General features: G+C 50.8%; 18 protein-coding genes. 14 read left to right on the forward strand and 4 right to left on the reverse strand.

All coding sequences use genetic code 11. The annotated features are described in order from the left end of the window. Positions 1-34 precede the first annotated feature (34 nt). From xdhB to MINF_RS10210, 10 genes are all read left to right on the forward strand, one after another. Positions 35-2422 (forward strand): xanthine dehydrogenase molybdopterin binding subunit, encoded by a 2388-nt coding sequence (gene xdhB, locus MINF_RS10165; protein ID WP_012464651.1) that lies wholly within the window; start codon positions 35-37, stop codon positions 2420-2422. 17 nt (positions 2423-2439) lie between these two features. Further along, the gene (gene xdhC / locus MINF_RS10170; protein ID WP_012464652.1) at positions 2440-3336 is read left to right on the forward strand and encodes a xanthine dehydrogenase accessory protein XdhC; all 897 of its coding nucleotides are present in this window, start codon (positions 2440-2442) and stop codon (positions 3334-3336) included. Beyond that, positions 3305-3784: a nucleoside deaminase gene (locus MINF_RS10175; protein ID WP_012464653.1), complete on the forward strand. Its 480-nt coding sequence runs from the start codon at positions 3305-3307 to the stop codon at positions 3782-3784. Before xdhC ends, MINF_RS10175 begins: the two co-directional genes overlap by 32 nt. Before the next feature lie 9 nt (positions 3785-3793). Beyond that, positions 3794-5134, forward strand: coding sequence for a urate hydroxylase PuuD (locus MINF_RS10180; protein ID WP_048810370.1), 1341 nt, complete (start codon positions 3794-3796; stop codon positions 5132-5134). Next, positions 5131-6375 carry a M20 family metallo-hydrolase gene (locus MINF_RS10185; RefSeq protein ID WP_012464655.1) on the forward strand — a complete coding sequence of 415 codons (1245 nt, stop codon included), beginning with the start codon at positions 5131-5133 and terminating at the stop codon, positions 6373-6375. Before MINF_RS10180 ends, MINF_RS10185 begins: the two co-directional genes overlap by 4 nt. Positions 6376-6384: 9 nt before the next feature. Further along, positions 6385-7752, forward strand: a complete 1368-nt coding sequence (gene allB, locus MINF_RS10190; RefSeq protein WP_012464656.1) for an allantoinase AllB — start codon at positions 6385-6387, stop codon at positions 7750-7752. 62 nt (positions 7753-7814) lie between these two features. Then, positions 7815-8297 (forward strand): ExbD/TolR family protein, encoded by a 483-nt coding sequence (locus MINF_RS11070; protein ID WP_048810371.1) that lies wholly within the window; start codon positions 7815-7817, stop codon positions 8295-8297. Positions 8298-8374: 77 nt separating this feature from the next. Next, on the forward strand, positions 8375-9064 hold the full coding sequence (locus MINF_RS10200; protein ID WP_148205248.1) for an energy transducer TonB: 690 nt from the start codon (positions 8375-8377) through the stop codon (positions 9062-9064). Between the two features lie 46 nt (positions 9065-9110). Then, entirely contained in the window at positions 9111-9995 is an 885-nt protein-coding gene (locus tag MINF_RS10205; RefSeq protein WP_079200452.1) for a MotA/TolQ/ExbB proton channel family protein, read from the forward strand. 49 nt (positions 9996-10044) lie between these two features. Continuing rightward, complete coding sequence (locus MINF_RS10210) at positions 10045-11595, forward strand: MFS transporter (RefSeq protein ID WP_012464660.1); 1551 nt, start codon at positions 10045-10047, stop codon at positions 11593-11595. A gap of 803 nt (positions 11596-12398) precedes the next feature. Here the strand turns inward: MINF_RS10210 and MINF_RS10215 are convergent. Continuing rightward, complete coding sequence (locus MINF_RS10215) at positions 12399-12707, reverse strand: hypothetical protein (RefSeq protein WP_048810372.1); 309 nt, start codon at positions 12705-12707, stop codon at positions 12399-12401. 1389 nt (positions 12708-14096) lie between these two features. Then, positions 14097-14342, reverse strand: coding sequence for a hypothetical protein (locus MINF_RS11245; RefSeq protein ID WP_148205249.1), 246 nt, complete (start codon positions 14340-14342; stop codon positions 14097-14099). On the opposite strand from MINF_RS11245, the gene MINF_RS10225 reads away from it, so the two are divergent. After that, the gene (locus MINF_RS10225) at positions 14327-15295 is read left to right on the forward strand and encodes an aromatic ring-hydroxylating oxygenase subunit alpha (RefSeq protein WP_048810374.1); all 969 of its coding nucleotides are present in this window, start codon (positions 14327-14329) and stop codon (positions 15293-15295) included. The genes MINF_RS11245 and MINF_RS10225 overlap by 16 nt on opposite strands. Here MINF_RS10225 and MINF_RS10230 read toward each other — a convergent pair. After that, positions 15247-17124 (reverse strand): adenine deaminase, encoded by a 1878-nt coding sequence (locus MINF_RS10230; RefSeq protein WP_148205250.1) that lies wholly within the window; start codon positions 17122-17124, stop codon positions 15247-15249. The two genes, MINF_RS10225 and MINF_RS10230, sit on opposite strands and share 49 nt — an antisense overlap. 5 nt (positions 17125-17129) lie before the next feature. Here MINF_RS10230 and MINF_RS10235 point away from each other — a divergent pair, with 5 nt between their 5' ends. The 3 genes from MINF_RS10235 to MINF_RS10245 are packed head-to-tail and all read left to right on the forward strand — an operon-like array spanning position 17130 to position 21654. Then, positions 17130-19823, forward strand: coding sequence for a TonB-dependent receptor (locus tag MINF_RS10235; RefSeq protein WP_238523491.1), 2694 nt, complete (start codon positions 17130-17132; stop codon positions 19821-19823). Positions 19824-19828: 5 nt separating this feature from the next. Further along, the gene (uraH, locus tag MINF_RS10240) at positions 19829-20176 is read left to right on the forward strand and encodes a hydroxyisourate hydrolase (protein WP_012464670.1); all 348 of its coding nucleotides are present in this window, start codon (positions 19829-19831) and stop codon (positions 20174-20176) included. Beyond that, positions 20173-21654, forward strand: coding sequence for a purine-cytosine permease family protein (locus MINF_RS10245; protein ID WP_012464671.1), 1482 nt, complete (start codon positions 20173-20175; stop codon positions 21652-21654). The genes uraH and MINF_RS10245 overlap by 4 nt, the downstream gene beginning before the upstream one ends. Here MINF_RS10245 and MINF_RS10250 read toward each other — a convergent pair. After that, on the reverse strand, positions 21542-22798 hold the full coding sequence (locus MINF_RS10250) for a M20 family metallo-hydrolase (RefSeq protein WP_012464672.1): 1257 nt from the start codon (positions 22796-22798) through the stop codon (positions 21542-21544). The two genes, MINF_RS10245 and MINF_RS10250, sit on opposite strands and share 113 nt — an antisense overlap. Between the last annotated feature and the right edge of the window lie 4 nt (positions 22799-22802).

Below are 22802 nucleotides of genomic sequence, written 5' to 3' on the forward strand. Positions count from 1 at the left end.
TGGCACATTAACTGCTTTTTGCTCAATAAATCTTATGAAAGTTCAAGAAGAAACGCTCGCCCACTCCTCTTGTTTTCCATTGAGCCTACTAGGGCAACCCTTGACAGACGAAAGTGCGTTAGCCCACGTGAGCGGACGTGCCCGTTATACTGATGACTATGCCCGATCCTTTAACCAGCTGCTTCATGCTTGGCCGGTCTTAAGTCCTCATGCCCATGCCCGCATTAATGGGATCAGCGTAGAAAACGCTCTCCGGATTCCCGGCGTTTCTTATGTTCTTACTGCAAAGGAAATCCCCGGAAAAAACGACACAAGCATGGGTAATTTTGATGAACCGCTTTTGCCCACCGATGAAGTTTTCTACCACAATCAACCGGTAGCTTGGGTCCTCGGGGAAACCTTGGAAGCTGCTCGATTGGGAGCGGCTGCTGTTTCTGTGGAATACGAGCCCCTTCCAGCCATTATAGAACTTGAGGAATCGATCGCATCGAAGAGTTGGCTTGCCGGACCTTTCCGGTTAAATCGAGGGAATTTTCTCGCCGCTTGGCTAGAGAGTCCCCTGCGGATCGAGGGCTCTCTCCGCATAGGTGGACAGGAACACTTTTACTTGGAAACGCAAGCCGCCTTGGCCTGGGAAGATGCTAACGGGGGAATCCTTGTCCAAAGCTCTACCCAGAACCCGAGCCAAGTCCAGGAGGTCATCGCTCGGGTCCTCGGGCTTCCAAGGAATAGGATCGCCGTGGAATGTGCACGGATGGGGGGAGCATTTGGCGGCAAGGAGGTCCAGGCGGCTCCTTACGCAGCAATTGCCGCACTGGGCTCCATTAAGACAAAAAGACCCGTCCGCGTCCGCCTTCCCCGCTCCTTAGACATGGTCTTAACCGGGAAAAGGCATCCTTTTCTAGGATATTTCCAAGTAGGCTTCACCCCAGAAGGGAAACTTCTTGCCCTAAAGATCACGCTCTATGCCGACGGCGGTTGGAGCCAAGACCTCTCCTGCGGGGTTCTTTGGCGAGCCCTCCTGCATTTGGACAACGCTTACTGGATTCCTGCAATCGAGGCGATCGGTTATATCTGCCGGACCAATAAGACTTCCCAAACGGCATTTCGCGGTTTTGGTGGTCCCCAGGGAGTGGCCATGATCGAAGAGGTACTCACCCGAATTGCTCACTGCCTAAATATTTCCCCTTCGTTAGTTCGCAAGCGTAACCTTTACCGAGCCGGGCAGAAGACCCCATACGGCCAGGAAGTGCGTGAAGCGGATTCCTTAAGAACCCTCTGGGATTTACTTAAAAAATCCTCACACTATGAGGAGCGCCAAAAAAAAATCGAAGAGTTCAATCAACTTCATCCCTACCGCAAGCGCGGTATCGCTATCACCCCAGTAAAGTTTGGCATCTCTTTTACCTCGAGCAACCTCAACCAGGCTGGAGCTAGCGTGATGCTCTATAGGGATGGCAGCGTACAGATTCATCACGGAGGCACCGAGATGGGCCAAGGTCTCCATACCAAGATTCGCCAGATTGCTGCCTCTCTGCTTGGATTGCCGCTTGAATCGATCCGGGTGATGACCACCCGAACCGATACGATCCCCAACAGTTCACCCACAGCGGCTTCATGTAGCTTTGATCTTAATGGAGCGGCCGTAGCCGAGGCCTGTTACCAACTCCGCGATCGCCTCTGGCCTCTTGCAGCTAAGCTTCTCGACTGTTCTCAATCTTCTGTCTTATCCCAAAATGGACGTGTTTTTTCCAAGGACAATCCCTCCCACTCGCTCTCCTTTACCGAATTAGTGGAGGAAGCTTACCGCCGCTGTATCCCTCTTTTTTCCCAAGGGTTCTATCGAACTCCAGGACTTTTTTTCGACCCCTCTACGGCTCAAGGAACGCCATTCGCTTACTTCGCAATCGGAGCAGCTGTTTCCGAGGTTGAAATCGACGGTTTTACGGGAGAATATAAGCTCCTTTCCGTGGAAATTCTCCACGACGTGGGACGTTCCATCAACCCGCTCATCGATCGGGGACAAATCGAAGGAGGTTTTTTCCAGGGTCTTGGCTGGGTAAGCTGCGAAGAGCTTATTTGGGATCAGGAAGGCAAGCTCAAAACAACCGGCGCTTCTACCTACAAGATTCCCTCCTGGAGCGAGCTTCCCGATCATTTCGAAGTCCGTTTTTTCACAAAAGCTGTGGAAAGTCCCGCCATTGGCGGATCGAAAGCGGTGGGTGAACCTCCCCTTCTTTTAGCCCTTTCGGTTCGAGAAGCTCTCAAAGCGGCCATTACCGGTTTTGGGCCCGGTCCAGTAGAATTAGGGTTTCCGGCCACCCCGGAACGTGTCTATTGGGCAATCGAAACGGTTCGAAAAAGGGCTAAGAGCTGGGAAAAACTTCCGGTGACCAACCGTTATATCCCTCGGTTCTCTTAGGCAGAAACACTTCAACGATGAACACTTCTTGGATCGACAAACTCCGCGAACTTTTTGGCATCCACCGAAAGGTCGTGATCGTCACCATTACAAATGTCCGTGGTCATGCACCGCAAGAGGTGGGAGCAAAAATGCTCGTCACCAAGGATGAAAGCTTTGGAACCATTGGTGGAGGCAATCTAGAGAAGAGTGCTATTGTCGAAGCACAGAAGATGTTGGATAATGGTGAGAAAATTCCTCGTTCAATCACCCTTAGGCTGGGAGCGGAAAAGGGAGAGTGGGGCGCTCAGTGTTGCGGAGGGGAAGTTTCGCTTTTTCTCGAACCCTTGAGCCTGGAAGTTCCCCAAGTTGCCATTTTTGGAATCGGACACGTGGGAAAAGCATTGGCCAAGGTCCTCTCCCTTTTACCCTTAGAGCTCTTTCTTGTCGATTCCCGGCCCGAAATGCTTCATCCGAGCAGACTGCCACCGCTTGATTGTCCGGCAATTATCCATTGTTGCCCGGGATTGGTTCCCGAGAAATGGATTTCGGTTCTCTCCCCTGGAGCCTGCGTGGTCATCCTTACCCATGATCATGCCGAAGACTTAGTGATCTTAGAAGCAGCCCTAGCTCGACCCGATCTTCGCTATGTTGGAGTTATTGGAAGTGAGACCAAGCGGGCCCACTTCCGAAAACGGCTTAAGGAAGCAGGTTATGGGGATGAGGTTTGGAGCCGAGTAACCATGCCGATCGGGATTCCCGGGATAGGAGATAAAACTCCAGCAGCCATTGCTATTTCCACCGCAGCTCAGCTTCTTTCCTTGCTCTTTGCTCCGAGCTCAAAAAACGAAGAGGCGTTACCCCCGTGCCTTTTTCCATCTCCACCCAAAGAGAAAATCCCCCATGAAGAGATCCATGGACCTTCGATTTCTTGAACGCACCGCTTGTCTGGCCAGGGACAATGTTCTTAGCAACAGGGGAGACCCATTTGGACCCGTCGTGGTACTGGAGGACCAGATCGTTGGACAAGGAGCCAACCGCGTTACCGTTCTTTGCGATCCCACTGCCCATGCAGAAATCGAAGCCATGCGACAGGCGGCCATAAAACTCGGGCGATTCGATCTTAGAGGATGCCTCCTCTATATGAACATCAATCCCTATCCGATGTGTTTGACCGCTGCCTACTGGGCTAGGATTAAAAGGATCGTTTGCGGAGGGCCCAATACTTTGACCGAAAAGGCTGGTTTTAAGGGTACTTACCTTTGGAATGAAATTCGGCATCCTCTGGAAGTGCGTTCCCTGAAAGTCGAACAGATCGACCTGGCTGTCTGTCGTGAACCCCTTCTTTTTTGGAAACGCTTACAGAGAAAGATCCCTTACTAAGGAATGCGGATGAAACCCCATGGTCCTCTACTGAAGCAAAGGCGGTCTTTCCCTCCCAAGGTCCTGCTACTAGGGATCGGCATTTTTGTAGCTTTGCTCATCCTTTTATCGGCTTTCTTGACCATGCCAGGAATCTTTTCCTCTTTTGTATCTCTTTGGCTTCCTTTAATCCTCCGCTGGGCTCATCTTATTTACGGGTTTGCCTGGATTGGAACCTCGTTTTTCTTTATTTTTGTTGAAAATAGCCTAGAGCCCAACCCCAAGGAGAGTAACCTTGCCGGCCAGCTCTGGACCGTTCATGGGGGAGGGATCTATCGATTTGAAAAATACCGGACGGCTCCGATCCCCTTGCCTTCACTTCTTCACTGGTTCCGCTGGGATGCCTATCTCACTTGGACGACCGGTTTTGCCCTTCTTGTATTGCTTTTTTACGCTCATCCGGAAGCAACGCTGATCGATCCACAAATTGCCCCCCTTTCTCCCCAAGTCGCCGTTCTTTGCAGTCTTGGAATCTTAATAGCAAGTTGGTTGGTCTACATGGGATTAGCTGCCAGTACCCTTCTTAACCGCCCACCCCTTTTTACGGTTGTCTGTTGCCTTCTTCTTTCCCTCCTAGCTTACGGGCTCACCCACCTTTTTAGCGGACGGGGTGCCTTTTTACAACTTGGAGCAGTCCTCGGGACGATCATGGCGGGGAACGTCCTCTTTGTCATCATTCCTTCCCAAAAAAGGTTTCTTGAGGCAGCCAGCCGGGGAGAACGTCTCGATCCAGAACTGGTCAAGCGGACTCATCTGCGCTCGATTCACAACAACTACTTGGCTTTTCCCGTGCTATTTGCGATGATGAGCAACCACTTTCCCTTTACCTTTCAGAGCAAAGCCAACTGGCTTGTCCTCCTTTGTCTTCTGCTTGCCGGAGGAACCGTGCGTCATGCGGTTAACCTACGCCAGAAAAGAAAACCTTGGCTTAGTTGGCTTTTTGGAGGAATGGCTCTCTTGCTCGTATCGGTAATTGTCGCTCAGCCTACGCAATCTTCCTTTCCTCCCCTCGTTTCCCCTCGAAAGATAAGTGATGCAGATGTGGAGATGATTCTCCGTAGTCGCTGTTCTGGTTGCCATGCCCACAATCCCACGCTAGCCCGGCTTACCGCTCCACCCGCTGGGATTGTATTGGAAAACTTGGAGGATTTATGCAAAGTTCTGCCGCTTGCACGCACACAGCTTATCGACTTACGTACCATGCCCCCTGGAAATTTTACCGGGATGACTGAAGGGGAGCGGATGGCCTTAGGCCTTTGGATTGAGAAGAAGCAACAAGACGGTCGTCAACAAAAGAACAGAGGTCAGTGAAAAAGAGACAGCTCGATTGGCTTAAAGAGGCCGATAAAATCGGCCATCGTCTTGAGATTCTAGGCCATATTTCCGAACGAAACGGAGTCTTGGACCGTCCTCCTTTCTCTGCTTCTATTCGCAAAGCTCTAGAGGTGGTCGGCTCTTGGATGGAGGAGGCTGGGTTGATACCCACCATGGACGCTTTTGGAAACCTGCGCGGAGCGGGAATCCGGGAGAAACAAAAACCGGCCCTCTTGATCGGTTCCCATCTCGACACGGTTCCTGGAGGAGGACGGTTTGACGGGGCACTGGGCATCGTTTTGGGCATTACGGCAGCTTCAATCCTGCGGGATCGGATGGCCGATTTCCCATTTGCTATCGATGTCATCGCCTTTCAAGAAGAAGAAGGGGTACGGTTTCGTTCCGGTTGCCTTGGTAGCCGAGCCTTTCTTGGACTTTTAGAAGAAAAGGACTGGGAACTTAAGGATGCCTCCGGAATATCCGTTCGTCAAGCTCGCGACCGCTTTTCGATTGCAGGATGGCCCCTCAAGGATCCAAGACCAGAAGAGATCTTCGGCTACTTTGAAGCCCATATCGAGCAGGGACCTTTACTCGAAACCATGGGATTACCTCTTGGAGTCGTTTCCGGTATTGTTGCCCAGCAACGGCTCCTTTTCCGTTTCAGGGGAGAGGGCGGCCATGCGGGCTGTCGTCCCATGAAGATTCGTCATGATGCTCTCTGCGCTGCAGCTGCTTTCGTTAGTTTTGTCGAGGACTCCGCCCTGGCGGAACCTGAAGCGGTCGCTACCGTCGGAGAAATTCACTGCCGACCCGGAGCCGTTAACATGATTCCCCACCTCGTCGAGCTCGCGGTCGATATACGGCACCCTCAGGAAACCGTGTTAGACAGGTTTTCTCAAAAGCTCCAAGAGAAAGCTATAGAGATAAGCAGGCAACGGTTGGTCGAGGTCGAGTGGCAAAAAACCGAGCGGTTCGGAGCCGTGGGCTCGGATCCAAATTGGCAAGATAGGCTCAGTGCCGTCCTCGCCACGATACAGGGGGAAGCTCCCCGGCTCTGGAGTGGAGCCGGTCACGACGCAGCCGTTTTCGGTCAACATGTTCCCATGGTGATGCTCTTTGTCCGTTGTCGAGGAGGGATCAGCCATGACCCCGCCGAGTGGGTATCGCGGGATGATATCGCCCTTGCCCTCAAAGCCATGGTTGGATTCATAGAGGGATTTCTTCCCAGTTCAGCTTAGAATCGATCGATGAATAATTTTGATTGGGTATTTCGACAGGTCGGTGTCGTAACGGCCGAAGGACTGTCCATGATGGATATCGGGATAAAGGATGGAATAATTGCAGCAACTGGGGCTATGTTGGACGGTAGGACTCACAATGAGATCGACGGGAAGGGGCGTTACCTTTTTCCCGGAACCATTGATCCCCATGTCCATTTCGATGAGCCGGGAAGAGAAGATTGGGAAGGGATCGCCACCGGTTCACGTGCCCTTGCTGCCGGAGGAGGCACCTTGTTTTTCGACATGCCCCTTAACTCCCTCCCGCCCACGATCGACATGGTAAGTTTCCTTTTGAAGAAAAGGGCAGCTCTTGCCACCTCCCTGACGGATTTTGCCCTTTGGGGAGGGATCGTTCCCGGTAATAGCAAGGAACTCGAAAGGTTGGCAGAAGCCGGAGCGATCGGCTTTAAAGCCTTCCTTTGCCCAACTGGAACTCCCGAGTTCGGTTGGGTCGATCGTCATACTCTTCTTAAAGGGATGAGGCAGGCGGCAGCACTCGGTCTTCCCGTCGCGGTCCATGCTGAATCAGGACGGATCGTCACCAAGCTTACCCAGCGATTACGGTCTCAAACGGTCGGGAATTGGCGAGACTATATTGCCTCTCGACCCTTAGCAGCGGAAATCGAAGGGGTCAAAGAAGCTCTCGAGTGTGCAGGAGAAACGGGTTGCAAACTCCATCTTGTGCATGTGAGTGCACCCGAAGCCATTACCGTTGTCGAAGCCTACCGTGGCCAGGGAGTGGACGTAACAATTGAAACTTGTCCTCACTACCTCCTCTTTTCCGAGGAAGACTTAGAACGGCTCGGGGTACTCGCTAAGTGTGCTCCCCCACTTCGTAGTCGGCAGCAGTCCAAAGAGCTACTTCAAGCTCTTCTCCAAGGTAAAATCGATCTGCTTGCCTCGGATCATTCCCCCTGCCCTCCCTCCGCTAAATCCACTTCAGACTTTTTCGCTGCTTGGGGAGGGATCTCCGGTTGCCAACACCTCCTTTGCCTATTCCTCGAGCTAGTTGTTACCCAAAGGGATATCTCGGGATTCCCTCTCGCCGCCCGGCTATGTTCCCTGGGTAGTGCCCGTCGCTTCGGTATTCTTAACAAGGGAGAGATTAAGATCGGCAACGATGCCGATCTGACACTTATAGAACTCAGAGAACCTAAGCCTATTGCACCCAAAGACCTCTTCTATCGGCATCCCATAAGCCCTTATGTGGGACTCACAACCCGTATCTGCATTCTCCTCACACTTGTCCGGGGAAAGGTCGCCTTTTCTCGCCTCGGTCATCCGGTCGATTCGCACGGCCGTTTCGTTCCCGGACCTTGTGCACAAGATGCCTAGGCCTTCATTCGAAACAGGCTACAGGCTATGCACGGCCGATCGCTCTTGTAAGCTTCCCGCTTGTGCTTGGCACGCTAGCTGCTTTTTACTCCATGGGTCTTATGAAAATCATTAGCCCAATACCCGAAAAGAAGGCACGAATTGAAATCATTCCTCTCATCGACATCATGGTATTCCTGATGGCCTGCATGATGATGGTAAACCTCGAGATGATCCGAATGCGTGGGCTTAAGCTCAACTTGCCTACCGCACAGACGGCAACCCCTGAAAACAAGTCTGATTTCCTAACGCTTTCGATCAAGGAGAGCGGAGCGGTCTTTCTCGAGAAGGAGGAAATCGACCGCAATGCCCTCGTCGATGAGCTTAAACGACGGAAAGAAAAGAATCCCAACCTGCGCATTTATGTCCAGGCCGACATGAACGCGATGCACGGAGATGTCGTGAAGGTCCTCGACAAGGTGCGCGCGGCGGGGATCCAAAAGATCGGTTTCCAGGTAAAGGAGGAAGCTCCTCCATCCGAGAAGTCCCTTTCTCCTAAACCTTAAAAGGAGAAAAAAGTGAAGAACAATGGAAGGATAGCTTAATGACCTCAAGAATCCAAGTTAGACATTTAGGAGAACTCATGCCACGCTTGGGCCGACCATGGCTCGTTCCTTTGGGACTTCGTAACTATCCAATCGATAGCTATTTATGGCATAGGCGATGGGCCATGTTTTGCGTTGTCCTTTTCTTTGGATTTCTCCTATTTCTTGGCGCGGGTAACAAAGAACAGTCTATTGTGGATCTCCTTCTTCGGGGTGCTGTAATCCCGGTGTCCTCCCCTCCCCAGGAAGAAGAAGTCAATAGCCCTCCGATAGAAGTGGAATTTACTCCCCCACCCCCTCCTGAACCGCATCCGGAGTTTATTCAACCGAAAGAACAGCCTCCCCCACAACCCGTTCCTCTTCCAGAAAAGAAACCCGAGCCAAGGCCAGAAATGCCAAGAACGACATCTATTCAACCGATAAAGAAGACAGCCCTGAGTACTCCGCCACGACAGGTTACTCGCTATGCAGCCGCTGCTCCTCGAGTTGGTGATGCCAACACGCCTAAACCCCCCTACCCTTATGAGTGTGCTATCCGCAGATACCAAGGAACTGTCGAATTGTCTCTTACCGTTGTCCAAGGGCGTATTGTTAGCGTTGATATTGTTCGATCATCGGGCTTTGCCATGCTCGATTCCAATGCCCGCCAATGGATCTTGCATCGTTGGAGGCTCCCTTCCACCCTGACGGGAACCTACACCATCCCTATTATTTACAGGCTTGAATAGAGATCTATCGGGTTAATGCAAAAACAAAATCAAAGAAGGAGTGAATATGAGCTTTGCTAATATTATTCTAAATACCTTCTTCCGAGGAGGCCCGATCATGTGGCCCCTGCTTCTTACCGCTATCATCGCCTTTGCTACGGTGTTTGAACGGATCTTCTGGTGGTCAATGGTCCAACTCCGACGAAAGGGAAGTAGACTTTCTGAAGTCTATAACTTTCTTAAAAGCGGCCAGATCGAGGAAGCGGTAAAACTTGCCCAAGCATCTAAGGATCCTGTCATGAAAATGATCTGGTGGGGACTTACCCACCATGAAACATCCCTGCAGAATGCCTTGCAAGTAGCGGCAGGCTTTGAGCTAAAGGAAGCAGGACGCGGACTTGCCATTCTCGATACAACCGTCACTTTAGGACCTCTATTGGGACTCTTGGGAACCGTTACGGGCATCATGAATGCCTTTCACTTCGTCGGTAACGAGGAGCTTGCAGCAGTCAAGGTAAGCGGGGGTATCGCCGAAGCCCTTATCGCCACCGCAACGGGACTAGCCCTTGCCATCTTTGCTCTGATCCCCTTTAACTACTTCAGCCGAAAGGTGGCTAATCTCCAGTTTGATCTCGAGACGGCAGCAAGCAACGTGGAGCTTCTCCTGCAAAGCCGAAACCGCGGTACGGCTGAAACGAAGAGTGACATTCTTACCTTGTCGATAAAAGACAACGGGAAAGTCTTGCTCGAGAAGACGGAGATCGATAGGAACGAGCTTGTCGATGTGCTAAAACGAAGAAAAGAGCAGGAACCTAATTTGCATCTTTATGTTCAGGCCGACGCGAACGCCAATCAAGGGGATGTCGCAAACATCCTCGATAAGGTATGGGCGGCAGGGATACAAAAAATCGGTTTCCAATTCAAAGAGGAAGCTTCACCGCTCGGTCGTTAAATTTTTCCTGCCCAAAGCTCCCTTCCTACAAGCTGAAAGGAAAAAGGAAATGGAAGAAAAGGGGAAGAATAACCTTCTGATTATTAGAACCCTAGTTGGACATCTAAGCAAGCTTGTCCATCCCTCAAGCCGACCATCGCTTCTTCCATTAGATATTGCCGATCATTCAATTAATCGAGGGCTGGACTACCGGTACCGGCGATGGGCTTTTCTTTATGTCTTAAAGGGGATAAGATCCGACCGGCTCCCTCAAGCTTCGAACCCAAAGGAAAGGTTAAGTTCAAGAAGTTATCAAGACCGGGTTTCAATTGATTCCTCAACCCCTTTTCGATTACATCAACTTTATCCCTTTGTGGTCGCCTTCTTCGCTTGGACATTCGCAGTTTATGATTTTTTGCTCTTTGGTCTTCTCCTCCCCGTGCTGGCCAAGGAATTCAACTGGACGGCAACGCAAAGCGTTTCCATTGCGTTTTGGGTTACAATTGCAAGCTTTTTCTGCTCTCTTCTTGTCGGACCTATCGCTGATGGTTTTGGACGACGCAATGCCCTTGTTCTTACGGTGGGTGGAGCAGCCCTAAGCTCGGGGTTAACCGCTTTTACGACTGGCCCTCTTTCCCTTATACTCGCCCGATCCCTCTCCGGCCTTGGCTACTCGGAACAGGCGGTCCAAGCGGCATATCTTGCCGAGCTCGAAGCCGTCGAAAAACGTGGGCGTTTCTATGGCTTTATCCAGGGAGGATGGCCATTCGGACAACTCCTGGCCACCGGTGCAGCAGGTTTGCTTCTTCCCTGGGTGGGTTGGCGCGGCGTTTTTCTCATCGCCAGCTTCCCCGCCGTAATCATATTGTTAGCTCGGCTCTGGCTCCCGGAGAGCCCTTACTTTCTTCGACTAAGGCGTTTTCGTCAACTTTACCGCCGTAACCCTGAAGTGGCCGTTCGATATGCCTTAAAGAACCGCATGGATGTGGAAAGCTCACGGCAGTTCCTGCTTACCCAACTCCTAGCTCCAGAGCTCCGTGGGCAGTTTCTCTTTCTACTCCTCGCCTTCTTTTTTAACTGGTTTGCCGGAGAAATCTTCACGGTCTTGATTACCACCCTTCTTACACAGTTCAAGGGATTGAGCTACGGGGAGTCGCTCTGGGTTTTTGGCTTGGGAAGCGCCGTTGCCTACGTTGGATATGTTACCCACGGACTGTTAGGTCATATCTTGGGTCGACGAGAGACTGTGGCGATGGCTTGGACGGCCTCGGCGGTCGCCTACGCAGCCCTACTCTTTCTTGCTAAAGGATTTTGGACCGTGACCCTGCTCTATGCCCTTGCCGATTTCTGGCGAGCGGGAGCCTACGGTGCACTCTTCCCTTACATCGCCGAGTCTTTTCCCACTCGTGTCCGGGCCAGTGCTACAACTTTCATTAACGCAATTGGACCGCTGGGTGCAATTGTAAGTTCTTTGCTCTTCAGTATCGCTCTTGCTCACGGGATCAGTGGCATCTATGCTAGTTTTTGGATCGGGGTTCTTCCCACGCTTTTCTCCGGACTCCTTCTCTTATGTTGTCGTCGTGTGCCTCCCGGTATGGAGCTTGATAGGATCGGTCAGTAAGGGGAAAGCCTTTTAAAATAACCGTAGTTTTTTTCTCAAAATAAAAAGGCATGATCCCTTTATTCCACTTTTAAGCTAAAGACCGAAAATCCTCCCTTTACCCTCGTTATATCCTTTCGTTCGAGAGAAAGGGAAGTCGAAATGAAAACGGGGAAAGCACCAGCCGATAGTTTTATTGGGTAATTCTTGATAGTGTCTCATTCGTATTCAATTGATTAGCAGCAAAAAAAGCCGCTCTAGGGTTGGCTCAACGCGACAACTACGGTTTTCTTCCCGGATGGAGGATGTTCACATTTCAAAAGGACTTATGGACCAAATGAAAAAGGACGAACTCCAAAGGCAACGGCAAACACAACCCTGCTCCCAACGATAAAATGTAATACCAAAGAATCGGCAAGGATGGGGGGATTGCTCTTTGACTGAGCCATTGTGCACAGGAAGGGAAAAAGGCGATTCTATCAGTTTTCTTATTGATAAGCTTCCCCTTCTAGATAAAAGTTCTCTGCCCAAGGGTCAGCTCCAGCTCCCATTGGAAGGACCCTACCAAGATCAAGGAAGTTAGTGTTGTAAGGCACGGTAAACCATGGGCTTATGGTTGGGATAGCTTCCGGAAGCCTCGTCAGTCCAAAACCAACTCCGCCTCTGGGCCAAACGGTTTTACAGTGATCTTAGTCAGAATGAATTTATCATTACACTAGGGATAACGATCCTTGGCGTCCTTTTTCGGTGCTTTGTTCAACCCCTTTGAATGAAAGTAAGGGATGGGAACAGTCCCGAACTTTTCTCTAGTCCTTAAGTACAACTCATTGTTCATTTCGATTATGGAAAAATTTCGAAAAAGAGATGTCTACAGGTGTTTTAACCAAGCAGACATCGGGGTAAACGATACCGAGTTGATGGGAGAATAAAAGACCCCAATACCCGTGGATTGCAGGAGCCATCTTGGTCGGCTCACCAAGTGGCGATTTTTTCTTATTGCAAAACAAGCTAATTACTTGTTCCCCAAGCTCCTGGCCAACCCTATGAATATTGCTCGACAAATAATTGAGGATATCGACTTCCATACGAACATTCGGCCCTATCAACCGAAGAATCCCCTGGAAAGCATCCATGTCCTAGCAAACCCGATATGACGACCAGGTATAGCTCTCAGACTGGAGAAGCACACCTGGAAATAGCACGTTGTGTTTTTTGTCTCTTTTATTATTTATAGGAGTATGGGAAGCATAAAAGAGCAGGCTAAAAGTCTCCAATCGGGTACCAAGCTTCTTTTGCGGTATGCCACCAATCCCATATGAGGCAGTTGGAATCAAAAACAAAATCGCCTTCTATTGAAGAAAATTCCACTTAAGCCGATCCGCCTACCACGCATGAGAAAAGGAGGAAGTTAAGGATGAATTCTAAAAAGCATTTCTCCTAATCAATCCATAAGCTTAGCCATTGCAAACAGGGAAAGGAAGCCCAACGGGAGAATGGAATTGTAAAGCCCATCCTACTGAATCCAAATCGATACTTGAACCACTGGCTAAGGATTACCATATTGACTCCCTTAAAGGTTAAGGGATCGATCCTATTCCAATTTAGTCAAACTGCTTGAAATTAGGTTTTTTCTACTTCAGTTTGGAGTACTCGACGACACTCCCGCGATCCCTTATTGTTTTATCCAAAGGTATTGGGGACCCCTTAAGACGACCTCCTGGATAATCGACAAAGATGAGTCTTCGCTCAATCAATTACAAAGAGATGTAATCAATTTCGCGAGTCTACATTCGATCTGGATCCAATCAAGTCAAAATCATCAAAAACCAAAAGAAGTTATGCATCTCATTACCGGTTAACCGGGTTTGCCTTTCACCGTGCCGAATATCAAGGGCTCCTTACTCCCTTTAACTTCAAAACTGAATGCCCAAGCAAGGTTCTTCCCTTTCAAAATATTCCACATTCTTATTTATTTAACGATAGCTTCCGATTGTCCAAGATCATTTCTTAATTCTCAAGCAAAGCTACACCCTTGGCTCAGCTGCTTCCTTTGCTGCTTCTCATAAAAAAAATCCTAGCTAGTTAATGTAATGACTACAGCCTCAACTAACCTCGTGAAGGAGTGAATTTTTGAGGCAACTTGCCAATCGTAAGAAAGGGTTCTTCCTAGTAAACATCAAGAGTACAATTATGGTCAATAAAGGCTTTTATAAGGCAATCCTTTCCCCAAGCGGGAATTATTACCAAACCTCCATCCTCAGAGTAAATCTTTCCCCCTTTTCCCTTTTTTACGTCCATACCAATATTCTTTCTTCTTGTATCAACCATTTGCTTATTCCGGTTGCAGGTGTACGGTAAAGAGGCTTGCAAGATGACATTATTGCAAACAGGAAGGGATCTTCTTCCTCGAGTTTAAGTTCCTGGCGAACATGGACTTCCGATAACCCACTCAAGCCCGGGTTTCTCAAGCGGAACCAAAAGCGGCTTTTCGTAGCCAGGCAGATTCATTTCTGGAAAGGGATTCAAAGGAAAACCAAATCTCCGTTTAAAGAAGCACTCCTAACGACCGAAGAATCGTGATAGGGATGAGCCCCTGACGTGGAGAGCAAATATTCAGGAGTATTCACCATTTTTACCCGTATCGTTTCTCTCCAGTTGAGATTGCGAACAATTCCTTGTAATTCAAAGGATACCGCATAAAGTCTCAGGAGTAGGTCAGTTCTCTTGGCATACAAGCTGCTTAAAGGATGCCATGAATAAAGATCCACTTTTTGACGAGTGGCATCCAATCTTGGATTCAGAAGATATTCCCGAAGGACAGCTTCGATCCGCTTCCCTCCTCGGACATGATCTAGTCCTTTGGCGCGGTGAAAAAGGAGTCCATGCTTGGCCCGATCTCTGTTTGCACCGAGGAGCACGCCTTTCAATCGGCAAAGTCCAAGGGAACTGCCTTTGCTGTCCTTACCACGGTTGGGTTTATTCTGAAGAAGGCCGGTGTGTGAAGATCCCTGCTCATCCAAGAGTCATTCCTCCAAGCCGGGCCCATATTACGCCCTTTTTGTCAATCGAAAGCTACGGCGTAGTTTGGGTCTCATTGGGAGCTCCTCAAGGGGATCCCTTTTATTTCCCGGAGTGGAAAGATCTTTCTGTTGGTAAGACTCGAACCGGTCCTTACCGGCTTAACGCCTCAGCCCCGCGTGTGCTGGAAAACTTCCTTGACCTTGCGCACCTTCCCATTGTTCATGAAGGCATCCTGGGTGATTTGCGACAGCCGGATATCCCCGATTATCACGTTCAGCAAAGGCCAGGAGGCGGATGGTTAGCCACCGATATCCGTCTTTGGCAACCTGATCCAGACGGTAGTGGCCAACCACAAATCGTCTCTTACACCTACGAGATCATCCGTCCTCTAGTTGCCCGTTTCCAAAAAACAGGGAACGGCAAGAAGTACGGAATTTATGCTGCGGTTCAGCCGATCAATCCCAGAGAAAGTGTCCTATGGATGTGGAATTTTTGGTACCCACAAGATAACGTCACTCCCGAAGGAATCCGTATCCACCAGGAACGCATCGTTGCCCAGGACCGGTTGGTGGTTGAATCCCAGCGGCCGGAGCTCCTTCCCCTTGATCTTGCGGCAGAGCTTCACCTCCCATCCGATCGGCTCTCCATAGTCTACCGCCGCTGGCTCCGTGAACTTGGCGTTAGCTTCGGCACGAGTTGAGAGGTGGAGTTTTCTATCCCCCTTTCCTTTACCGATTCATAGAGCGGGACAAAGCGCATTTCCGGTACGAGCACAAGACCCTTGTTAGTTAACCGAATCTCGGGGATCACAGAAAGGGAAAGGAGGTTAAAGCCCATGAAGGGGAGACGACAACCGACATCATGCCAAGCTTTCTTTAATCGGTGCATCTCTTTAGCTACTTCACCAATTCTTTTCTCTGAGAGAAGACCGGCAATAGGGAGTTCAACCAAAGCTAGAACTCGTCCACTGGAAACAACGCATATTCCTCCTTGGACCTTTTCCAAAATGCGCACAGCAACTTCCATATCCTCAACATTGCTCCCTGCGACTAGCAGATTGTGCGCATCGTGACTTACGGTAGAGGCGACGGCTCCTTGAACCCGACCGATCCCTTCTGCAATACCCCAAGAAATTTCTCTACTCTTTCCATGACGTTCGAGAACGACAAGCCAACTCAACTTCCCCTCTTCAATCAACCTAAGAATCTCACCTCCAGAGGTCACCATTGTTAGATGGCGGGACAGAATTCCCTGAGGCTCTATTCCAAGGACGTGGAAAAGCTTTGGGATCTTGGGAAGTGAGGGAGGGCTAAGCGTTTGCCGCGGTAACCGCACCGTTCGATAAGCAGATCGTGGATAATGATACCGGATATTCAAGGCTTGCTCAAGACTCTGGGTGATCTTTCCTTTCTCGACTACCAACTCTCCGCCAAGCCAGGTGTTTTGAACTTGTCCTTGATCATCAAGCAACACCAAATCGGCACGGCGACCGGGTGCCAAGCCCCCTATCTCCCCATCCATTCCAAAACGGAGTGCGGGATGAAGAGAACCGAGGCTCCAGCCAAGCGGTCGACTAAGACCATGACGCCAACACTCGCGGACGACCCAGTCGAGCCCAAAAAGCAGAAGGTCTTCGGGATCTCGATCGTCGGTACAAACGCAAAGCCGCTTAGGGGAAGCACCTAAGCGTGTCACAGCTTCGATTGCCTTGGGAAGGCTATGCCACGGCGTCGAGGGTGGACCTCCACGCAGGAAAATCCAGATCCCCGCTTGGAGCATCGCTAAAGCGATATCACCCTCTGTCGCCTCATGGGTATCGGTGATCCCGCTTGCGGCATAGGCCGCCACAAATTCCTCCCCATAGATGTGACCACAAACAGGACGACCCCGCCTGAGAGCTTCCCGGAGAATAGCATGGGCATGGGGATGACCCGAAGCGACTGCAACGAAATCCATCTTTTCTCCAAGAGCGATCGCCTCGGGAAATCGATCAAAAATATAGGCAACATCCCACCAATCGATCCTACCCCCAGAGGTTTCAATCCGTTCATTGGTTGCGGGTACGGTACTTGGCACCGTGAGAAAAATGTTAAGAGGGGATCTCCGGCAATCCTCGATCATCCACTTGATTCCTCTTAAACCCAAAACGTTAGCGATCTCGTGGCAATCGCAGAAGACCGTAGTCGTACCGTTAAGTAAAGCTGCTTCGGCATAGGCACATGCACCAACCATGCTACTTTCAATGTGCACATGGGGATCAATGAGCCCAGGGGCCACAATTCCCCCTTCAACGTCATATTCCCTCCCAGCCCAACGAGTTGGTGCAGTTCCCTTGGGCTTCACCGCAGCAATGCGACCTCCCATAATCCAAATTTCCCGGTCAGGTAGGATCGCCTCGGTATAGGGGCAAAGCAACTGGGAATTACGCAATATCAACTCTGGCGGCCATTGACCCGAGGCGACCAGGGATAGTGAACGGGTCATTTTTGTAAGAGGGGCAATAGCAAAGGGCTTCTTTCGGCTAACCATAGTTGATGTATTGGGTATATAAGCAAACTTCATGCCACAAGGATGGACTGCATCGCTTGAACTTGGCACAGGTTCTGCTTTTTCACTTCTCCGGAGCCAAGTTCGAAATGAAGGTAAAGACCGGGCAAAGACAGTTACCTCTACCCACTGCCCAGTCCCTGTCTCTTTTCCCGTCAAGGACTCAACTCTTCTCCTTTCTTTTCTGGTGGCTTGTAGCAGCTTCAGCCTTAAATTCTTCCGAAACAGCCTCGTCTTTCCCGCAGGCTTCTTCAACTTCCGAGCCCTCAACGCCTTTATCCGATCCGCCAAGTACTCCAAACGACATATCCACTCCAGAACCTACTGCGGCCGGTTCGTCAGCTCCAGGAGGTCAACAGGGCAGCCTTCCCGGCATGGTGGTCAGTACAACCGCTCCCGGCGAGTCGATGCTTCCGACGGCCACCCCCACCGAGTCTGGAGCCTACGGGCAGCCGATGAACGTGCTCGATATCCCCAGGCAACTCTTTCCCGTCAACCAGAAAATCTTGCAAACCGAGGGAGCCGGTACCCAGGGTTGGTTTGATCCCGTCAGTACCGCTTTTCTTTCCCCCGGTTCGACTGCTGCCGCAGGTAACAACCTTGTCTTTGCGCCCATGATTCGAGGCATGCCTCCTCTGGGCTATATTAACGGGATGCAAATGACAATGCAGGACGCAGGTTGGTGGAACCTCCCGTGGAACTACAACATGGTTGAATCGATGGACGTGATCGAGGGACCGCCCAATGCCGTCCTTGGCGAGTTCCAGCCCAACGGCGGGGCCGTCAACTACATCACCAAGCAGCCTTACTTTGACCGGTTCCGCGGTTACGTATGGGATACAACCGGGATGTACGAAAATTACCTCTGGGGAGCTGACATCGGCGGACCGATCGACAAGGAAAAGAAGATCGCTTACCGATTCAGCTACATGGGAATGGAGAACGGTAGTTACTATCAATACCAGTATAACGACCAGCAGAACTTCTACCTGGCCTTGAGCGCTCGGCCCTCCGACAATTACTCGGTTGATTTCTACTCCGATTTTGGTACCTACAACTTTAACATCCTCGATTTCATGAATCGGCCGACCAACGAGCTGATCAACAACGATCTATACCAGACCGGGGCTTTAGCTCCCTCGCAAGTAACATTCGGATTTCCCCCATTCAACACCTATGCGGGGCCGCTTGTTCCCATTAGCCTGCGCTCGACTGCCATGAACCCGGCCAGCGGTGCCCAGGGGATGAGCGGCATGCTCCAGTTGGTTCAAAACTTAATCGTCAATGACGATTTGCGGGTTCGAAACAACACTTTTGTTTTTTACATCCGTAGCTCGCTCATCGACTATGCACAATGGGAGGACATAGACATCACTGGAGACTACGAGGTATTCAATCGGACCGAGGTTTTAGCGGCCCTCCACCCCGAAGAGGCTCTCTTTGAGCAGAACATCGATGCGGGGCTTGAGTTCGGATTCCAACGCAACCTCGATTACGAAGCGGTTTCCTTCTTTGGGATTCAAAACGCCTGGAGCATCGTCAATCCGAACAATCCTACCCTAGCCAATCCTTACCTTTGGAATGCCGAGCTATCGACTTCCTTTATGGCGGGCGTAGGCAATCCTCTCGCTTTCGGTGGGGGAGATTGGCCTATTCCTTCGGCTCCTCCCGGGTGGTATTTTGAACCCTTAAACGGTTATTCGCTTACCGAGGATTCGCAGTTTTGGGAAGTTGCCCCCTTCTACCAGCACAACATCCACTTCACCGACAAACTCATGCTCCTGGTGGGCGGTCGGGCGACAAACCTCTTCATCAGTGCCCAAACTCCTCCAGGCACGCCGGCTTTCCTTTCCACCAGTTACGACGCGGCCGTGCTCATGCCGATGGTCAACGTGAGCCCGGTCTATAAACCCTTCCCGTGGATGACCGCCTATTTCGACTTCAACTGGGGGTATACGAGTGCGGTGGGAGTCATGGGGGGTTATACACCGATCTATGCTGGGGCCGAGTTCCGACTCGTCAACCAGCTCATCGAGGGAGGAATGAAGTTTAGCCTGCTCAAAGACAAGCTCTACATCACCACGGCAGGTTTCCAACAGAACTTGTACATCCCCAACGTCGGGTTGCCCCCAGCTCCGGCTTACATCAAGGGCTTTGAACTTGCCCTCACCTACCAGCCAACCAAGAACTTCTGGGCTCGCATCCAGTATCTTCTTGCCAATGGTACCGAGGACTGGTCAGGGCTTCCCATAGGCCCCTTCCAGTTCCAGACCTATTCAACATCAACCGCATTGGCCCAAGGCCTTCCCCTCAACAACGCGACCAGTTATCCCCCAGGCAAGTATGCCTTTGTGGGTTGGCCCGATCAATCCTTGACCGCTATGGTTACCTACCAGACCAACATGGGCCTAGGGGTAACCCTTTCGGCACTCGTTTTGAGCAACCAGTATCTCGATTATTCTTACAACCTAGAAATCCCCACCGAGTATGTCATCAATGGGCGCCTTTTTTACACGACATCCCAGTGGGATTTTGCTGTAAACATTTATAACCTGACAGATAACCGGCATTTGTGGTTTCCCTACGGCCCAGGAGTAACATTCGGCAGGGAAATGAATACCGAGCAGATCGTTGCTGGATTACCTTTTTGGATACAAGGCACGGTCGCCTACAGGTTTTAATTCCCATGAACCAAATCACGACTCATGTCCTTGATCTCTACCATGGAAGACCGGCCGAAGGAGTGCCTCTTCGCCTCTACCGATCAGACTCAAAGGAGCTCTTGGTCGATTGCCGGACCGACTTAATGGGAAGGGCAGCATGCGTCCCACTTGAAAAAAAAATTTTCGAGTCCGGGTGGTACGAAATCGTCTTTGCGATAGCGAGCTATTTTACCAGAAAGGGGGTTATCCTTCCGGATCCTCCCTTTCTCGACGAGATCGTGATCCGTTTCGGAATTAGCCAACTAACCAATTCCCTTCACATTCCCCTTCTCGTTACCCCATGGAGCTACACAGTTTACCGCGGTCAATGAAGAAAGAAACTCCCTTCCAAGCCAAAAAGAAAGCCCCTCCTCTCAAAGCAGGGGGAGTCGAGTGGGTCGATTGCCAGGAAGTTCATGCTCAGCCAAAAAGCCTTTTTCGGCTCTGGATGGCAGCTAATGTCAACATCGCTACCTTAGGGACCGGTGCGATTGCTACGACTCTTCTGGTCCTTCCTTTCTGGAAAGCAATCCTGGCCATTATCGCTTCTAGCTTACTTGGCTCTCTTACCCTAGGTTTTTTCTCTACTTACGGGGTTCGCTATGATGTTCCCATGATCGCCATTTCTGAACGATGGTTCGGGTCAACGGGAAACAGGGTCTTTTCCTTGTTTTCCTTTCTGAGCGGAACAGGATGGTTTGCCGTCAATACCGCCGTTTGTGCCTACGCCCTAGAAAGATCTCTCCCGATCCATCCCGTCCTGGCTATCTTTCTTCTTTCCCTAGCTCAAACCCTTTTCGCATCGGTTGGTAACAAGCTCATCTTAAAGGCAGAAAACGCCTGCTACCTTATCCTCCTATCCCTCTTCACCGTTATCACCGCCTTCTGCCTGCTTTCTCTACCGACGGGGTCCTATTTAGCTCCAAATCCAGGGAGCAGAGGAGAAATCCCCGGGGCATGGATTCTCATGATCAACATCGGTCTTTCCAACTTCAGTGGTTGGTTACCTTTCGCAGCCGACTATTCCCGCGGTATGGGTCAGACCCAAAAAAACCGTTCGATCGAAAAAGAAGTCTTTTGGTACGCTTTCTTGGGGTCGTTCTTTTCGACGAGCTGGGTCGAAATTCTAGGTGCTTTTCTTGGGAAAAGCATCCGTTCCGAAAACCCGACAGATCTGCTTTTTACTTTGCTCCCAAGCTCCCTTCACCTTCTCCTAGCAGCCGCAATTGTGATCGGAACAATCAGTGCCAACATGATCAATCTTTATTCGGCCGGCCTTTGTCTTCTAGGTACTGGAATCCGCATTCCCTTCTGCCAAGCTTCGATCTTTGTCGGCATAACGGGTTTGGGAGCGGCCCTTTTTGGTTATCGCCACTTCTACCAGCGGTTCGAAGAGTTTCTCTTCCTCCTCGACTTCCTCGTCTTACCTCGGATGGCGATTTTAGCCATAACCCATCTCAGAACACGAACCTCGCGCATTCCACTGCTCAAGAGTGGAACGATCGGCTTTCTTTGCTGGCTTTTGGGAGTGATTGTTTCTATTCCTTGGATTAGGCAAGAACCCTTGTTCATAGGAAGGATGGCCGCAACGTATCCCCAATTGGGGGATCTCTCCTTCTTACTCGGCTGCACGGTCTCTTCCCTGTCTTACTGGATCTTCACCAAGCCTGTCCAGGAATTTGCCCCACCAACAGAAGTCAACCCGCTAGCCTCATTAAACAATCGGCCAACACCCGGACCCCAGCTTCGATTTGTTGAGGAGAGCTGTACTCTTCGGGACAATGGCTCTTCCCTTCCCGGCACGGAATGAAAATCATTACAACCGGGCAGAGTTGAGCCATAAAAAGAGAGTCGTGATAGGCCCGACTTTTCATCGGTCGTGCCGCAAACCCTAACCGGTGGGCACTTTCCAAAACTAACGCCACCAGACCCGGGTCGCTGAGGGCAGGAGGGTCTTCGTAGATCACCTGCCAACTTAGCTTGAGTCCCCGCCGCTTTGCAATTTCCTCGAACGCTCCACGGATAGTCTGAGAGAGGAGGTGTCGTCTCTCCAGGTCGATGTCCCGCAGATCAATCCCCATCGTAACGCTCCCGGCAATAGAGTTGAGAGTTCCAGGGCTCACGGTAATCTCGCCTACCGTGGCAACCGTGTCGATTGATCCTAGCTCCTTAGCAACACGCTCCACGACAAGGATGCCCTCGGCGGCTCCGGCCAGAGCATCACGCCTTTGAAACATCAACACCGTACCCGCATGTCCGCTCACTCCATCCCAACGAACCCTATAGGCGGCCGGGGCGGCAATAGCCTCTACAGCTCCAATTACTTTTCCTTCCCTCTCAAGGATCGGACCCTGCTCAATGTGAAGTTCAAGAAAAGCCGCATAACGAGGTGGAAAAATCGAGGAAAAGGGAATATCCACTAATCCTGCCTTCTGACGCAGTTGGGCAAAACTTTGATCCTCCTTGTCCCTCAACGTTTCCAACTCCTCCTGGCGCAGCCTTCCTGCAAGCACCCGGCTGCCCAAGCAACTAATACCAAATCGCGTGGGTTCCTCGGCAGTGAAAACCACCAGTTCCAGGGATCTCCTAGGTCGAAATCCTCCTTCACGAAGGGCTCGAAATGCCTCAAGTGCTCCAATGACTCCAACCGTTCCATCAAAACGGCCTGACAGGGGAACAGCGTCAATGTGAGAACCGGTGGCAATCGCCGGTAGTTCGGGTTCTTCACCCTCCCAACGGGCAAACAGGTTCCCCACCGCGTCTTCTCGGAAAGCAAGACCCGCTTCCTGTAAACGATCCTTTAGCCACTTCCGCGCCGCTATATCAGCTGAAGAAAAGAGCACTCGAGTTATCCCCGAGGAGGTCGAGTCGGAAAAAGCCGACAACTCTTCAAGAAGAGAGATGATCCTTTCGGTGCGGATTGGAAGCAGGGTCGCGTCCGGTCGATCCTTCATTTTT

This window comes from Methylacidiphilum infernorum V4 (genome assembly GCF_000019665.1).
In the GTDB taxonomy this organism is placed as follows: domain Bacteria; phylum Verrucomicrobiota; class Verrucomicrobiia; order Methylacidiphilales; family Methylacidiphilaceae; genus Methylacidiphilum; species Methylacidiphilum infernorum.

Excerpts from the sequence above, each read along its gene's own strand:
- MINF_RS10225 (WP_048810374.1), top strand. The coding sequence starts at position 14,327 with ATGAATAAAGATCCACTTTTTGACGAGTGGCATCCAATCTTGGATTCA.
- MINF_RS10200 (WP_148205248.1), top strand. The coding sequence starts at position 8,375 with ATGCCACGCTTGGGCCGACCATGGCTCGTTCCTTTGGGACTTCGTAAC.
- MINF_RS10210 (WP_012464660.1), top strand. The coding sequence starts at position 10,045 with ATGGAAGAAAAGGGGAAGAATAACCTTCTGATTATTAGAACCCTAGTT.
- MINF_RS10215 (WP_048810372.1), bottom strand. The coding sequence starts at position 12,707 with ATGGATGCTTTCCAGGGGATTCTTCGGTTGATAGGGCCGAATGTTCGT.
- xdhC (WP_012464652.1), top strand. The coding sequence starts at position 2,440 with ATGAACACTTCTTGGATCGACAAACTCCGCGAACTTTTTGGCATCCAC.
- MINF_RS10180 (WP_048810370.1), top strand. The coding sequence starts at position 3,794 with ATGAAACCCCATGGTCCTCTACTGAAGCAAAGGCGGTCTTTCCCTCCC.
- MINF_RS10175 (WP_012464653.1), top strand. The coding sequence starts at position 3,305 with ATGAAGAGATCCATGGACCTTCGATTTCTTGAACGCACCGCTTGTCTG.
- MINF_RS10245 (WP_012464671.1), top strand. The coding sequence starts at position 20,173 with ATGAAGAAAGAAACTCCCTTCCAAGCCAAAAAGAAAGCCCCTCCTCTC.
- uraH (WP_012464670.1), top strand. The coding sequence starts at position 19,829 with ATGAACCAAATCACGACTCATGTCCTTGATCTCTACCATGGAAGACCG.
- MINF_RS10250 (WP_012464672.1), bottom strand. The coding sequence starts at position 22,798 with ATGAAGGATCGACCGGACGCGACCCTGCTTCCAATCCGCACCGAAAGG.
- MINF_RS10235 (WP_238523491.1), top strand. The coding sequence starts at position 17,130 with ATGTATTGGGTATATAAGCAAACTTCATGCCACAAGGATGGACTGCAT.
- MINF_RS10230 (WP_148205250.1), bottom strand. The coding sequence starts at position 17,124 with ATGGTTAGCCGAAAGAAGCCCTTTGCTATTGCCCCTCTTACAAAAATG.
- allB (WP_012464656.1), top strand. The coding sequence starts at position 6,385 with ATGAATAATTTTGATTGGGTATTTCGACAGGTCGGTGTCGTAACGGCC.
- MINF_RS10205 (WP_079200452.1), top strand. The coding sequence starts at position 9,111 with ATGAGCTTTGCTAATATTATTCTAAATACCTTCTTCCGAGGAGGCCCG.
- xdhB (WP_012464651.1), top strand. The coding sequence starts at position 35 with ATGAAAGTTCAAGAAGAAACGCTCGCCCACTCCTCTTGTTTTCCATTG.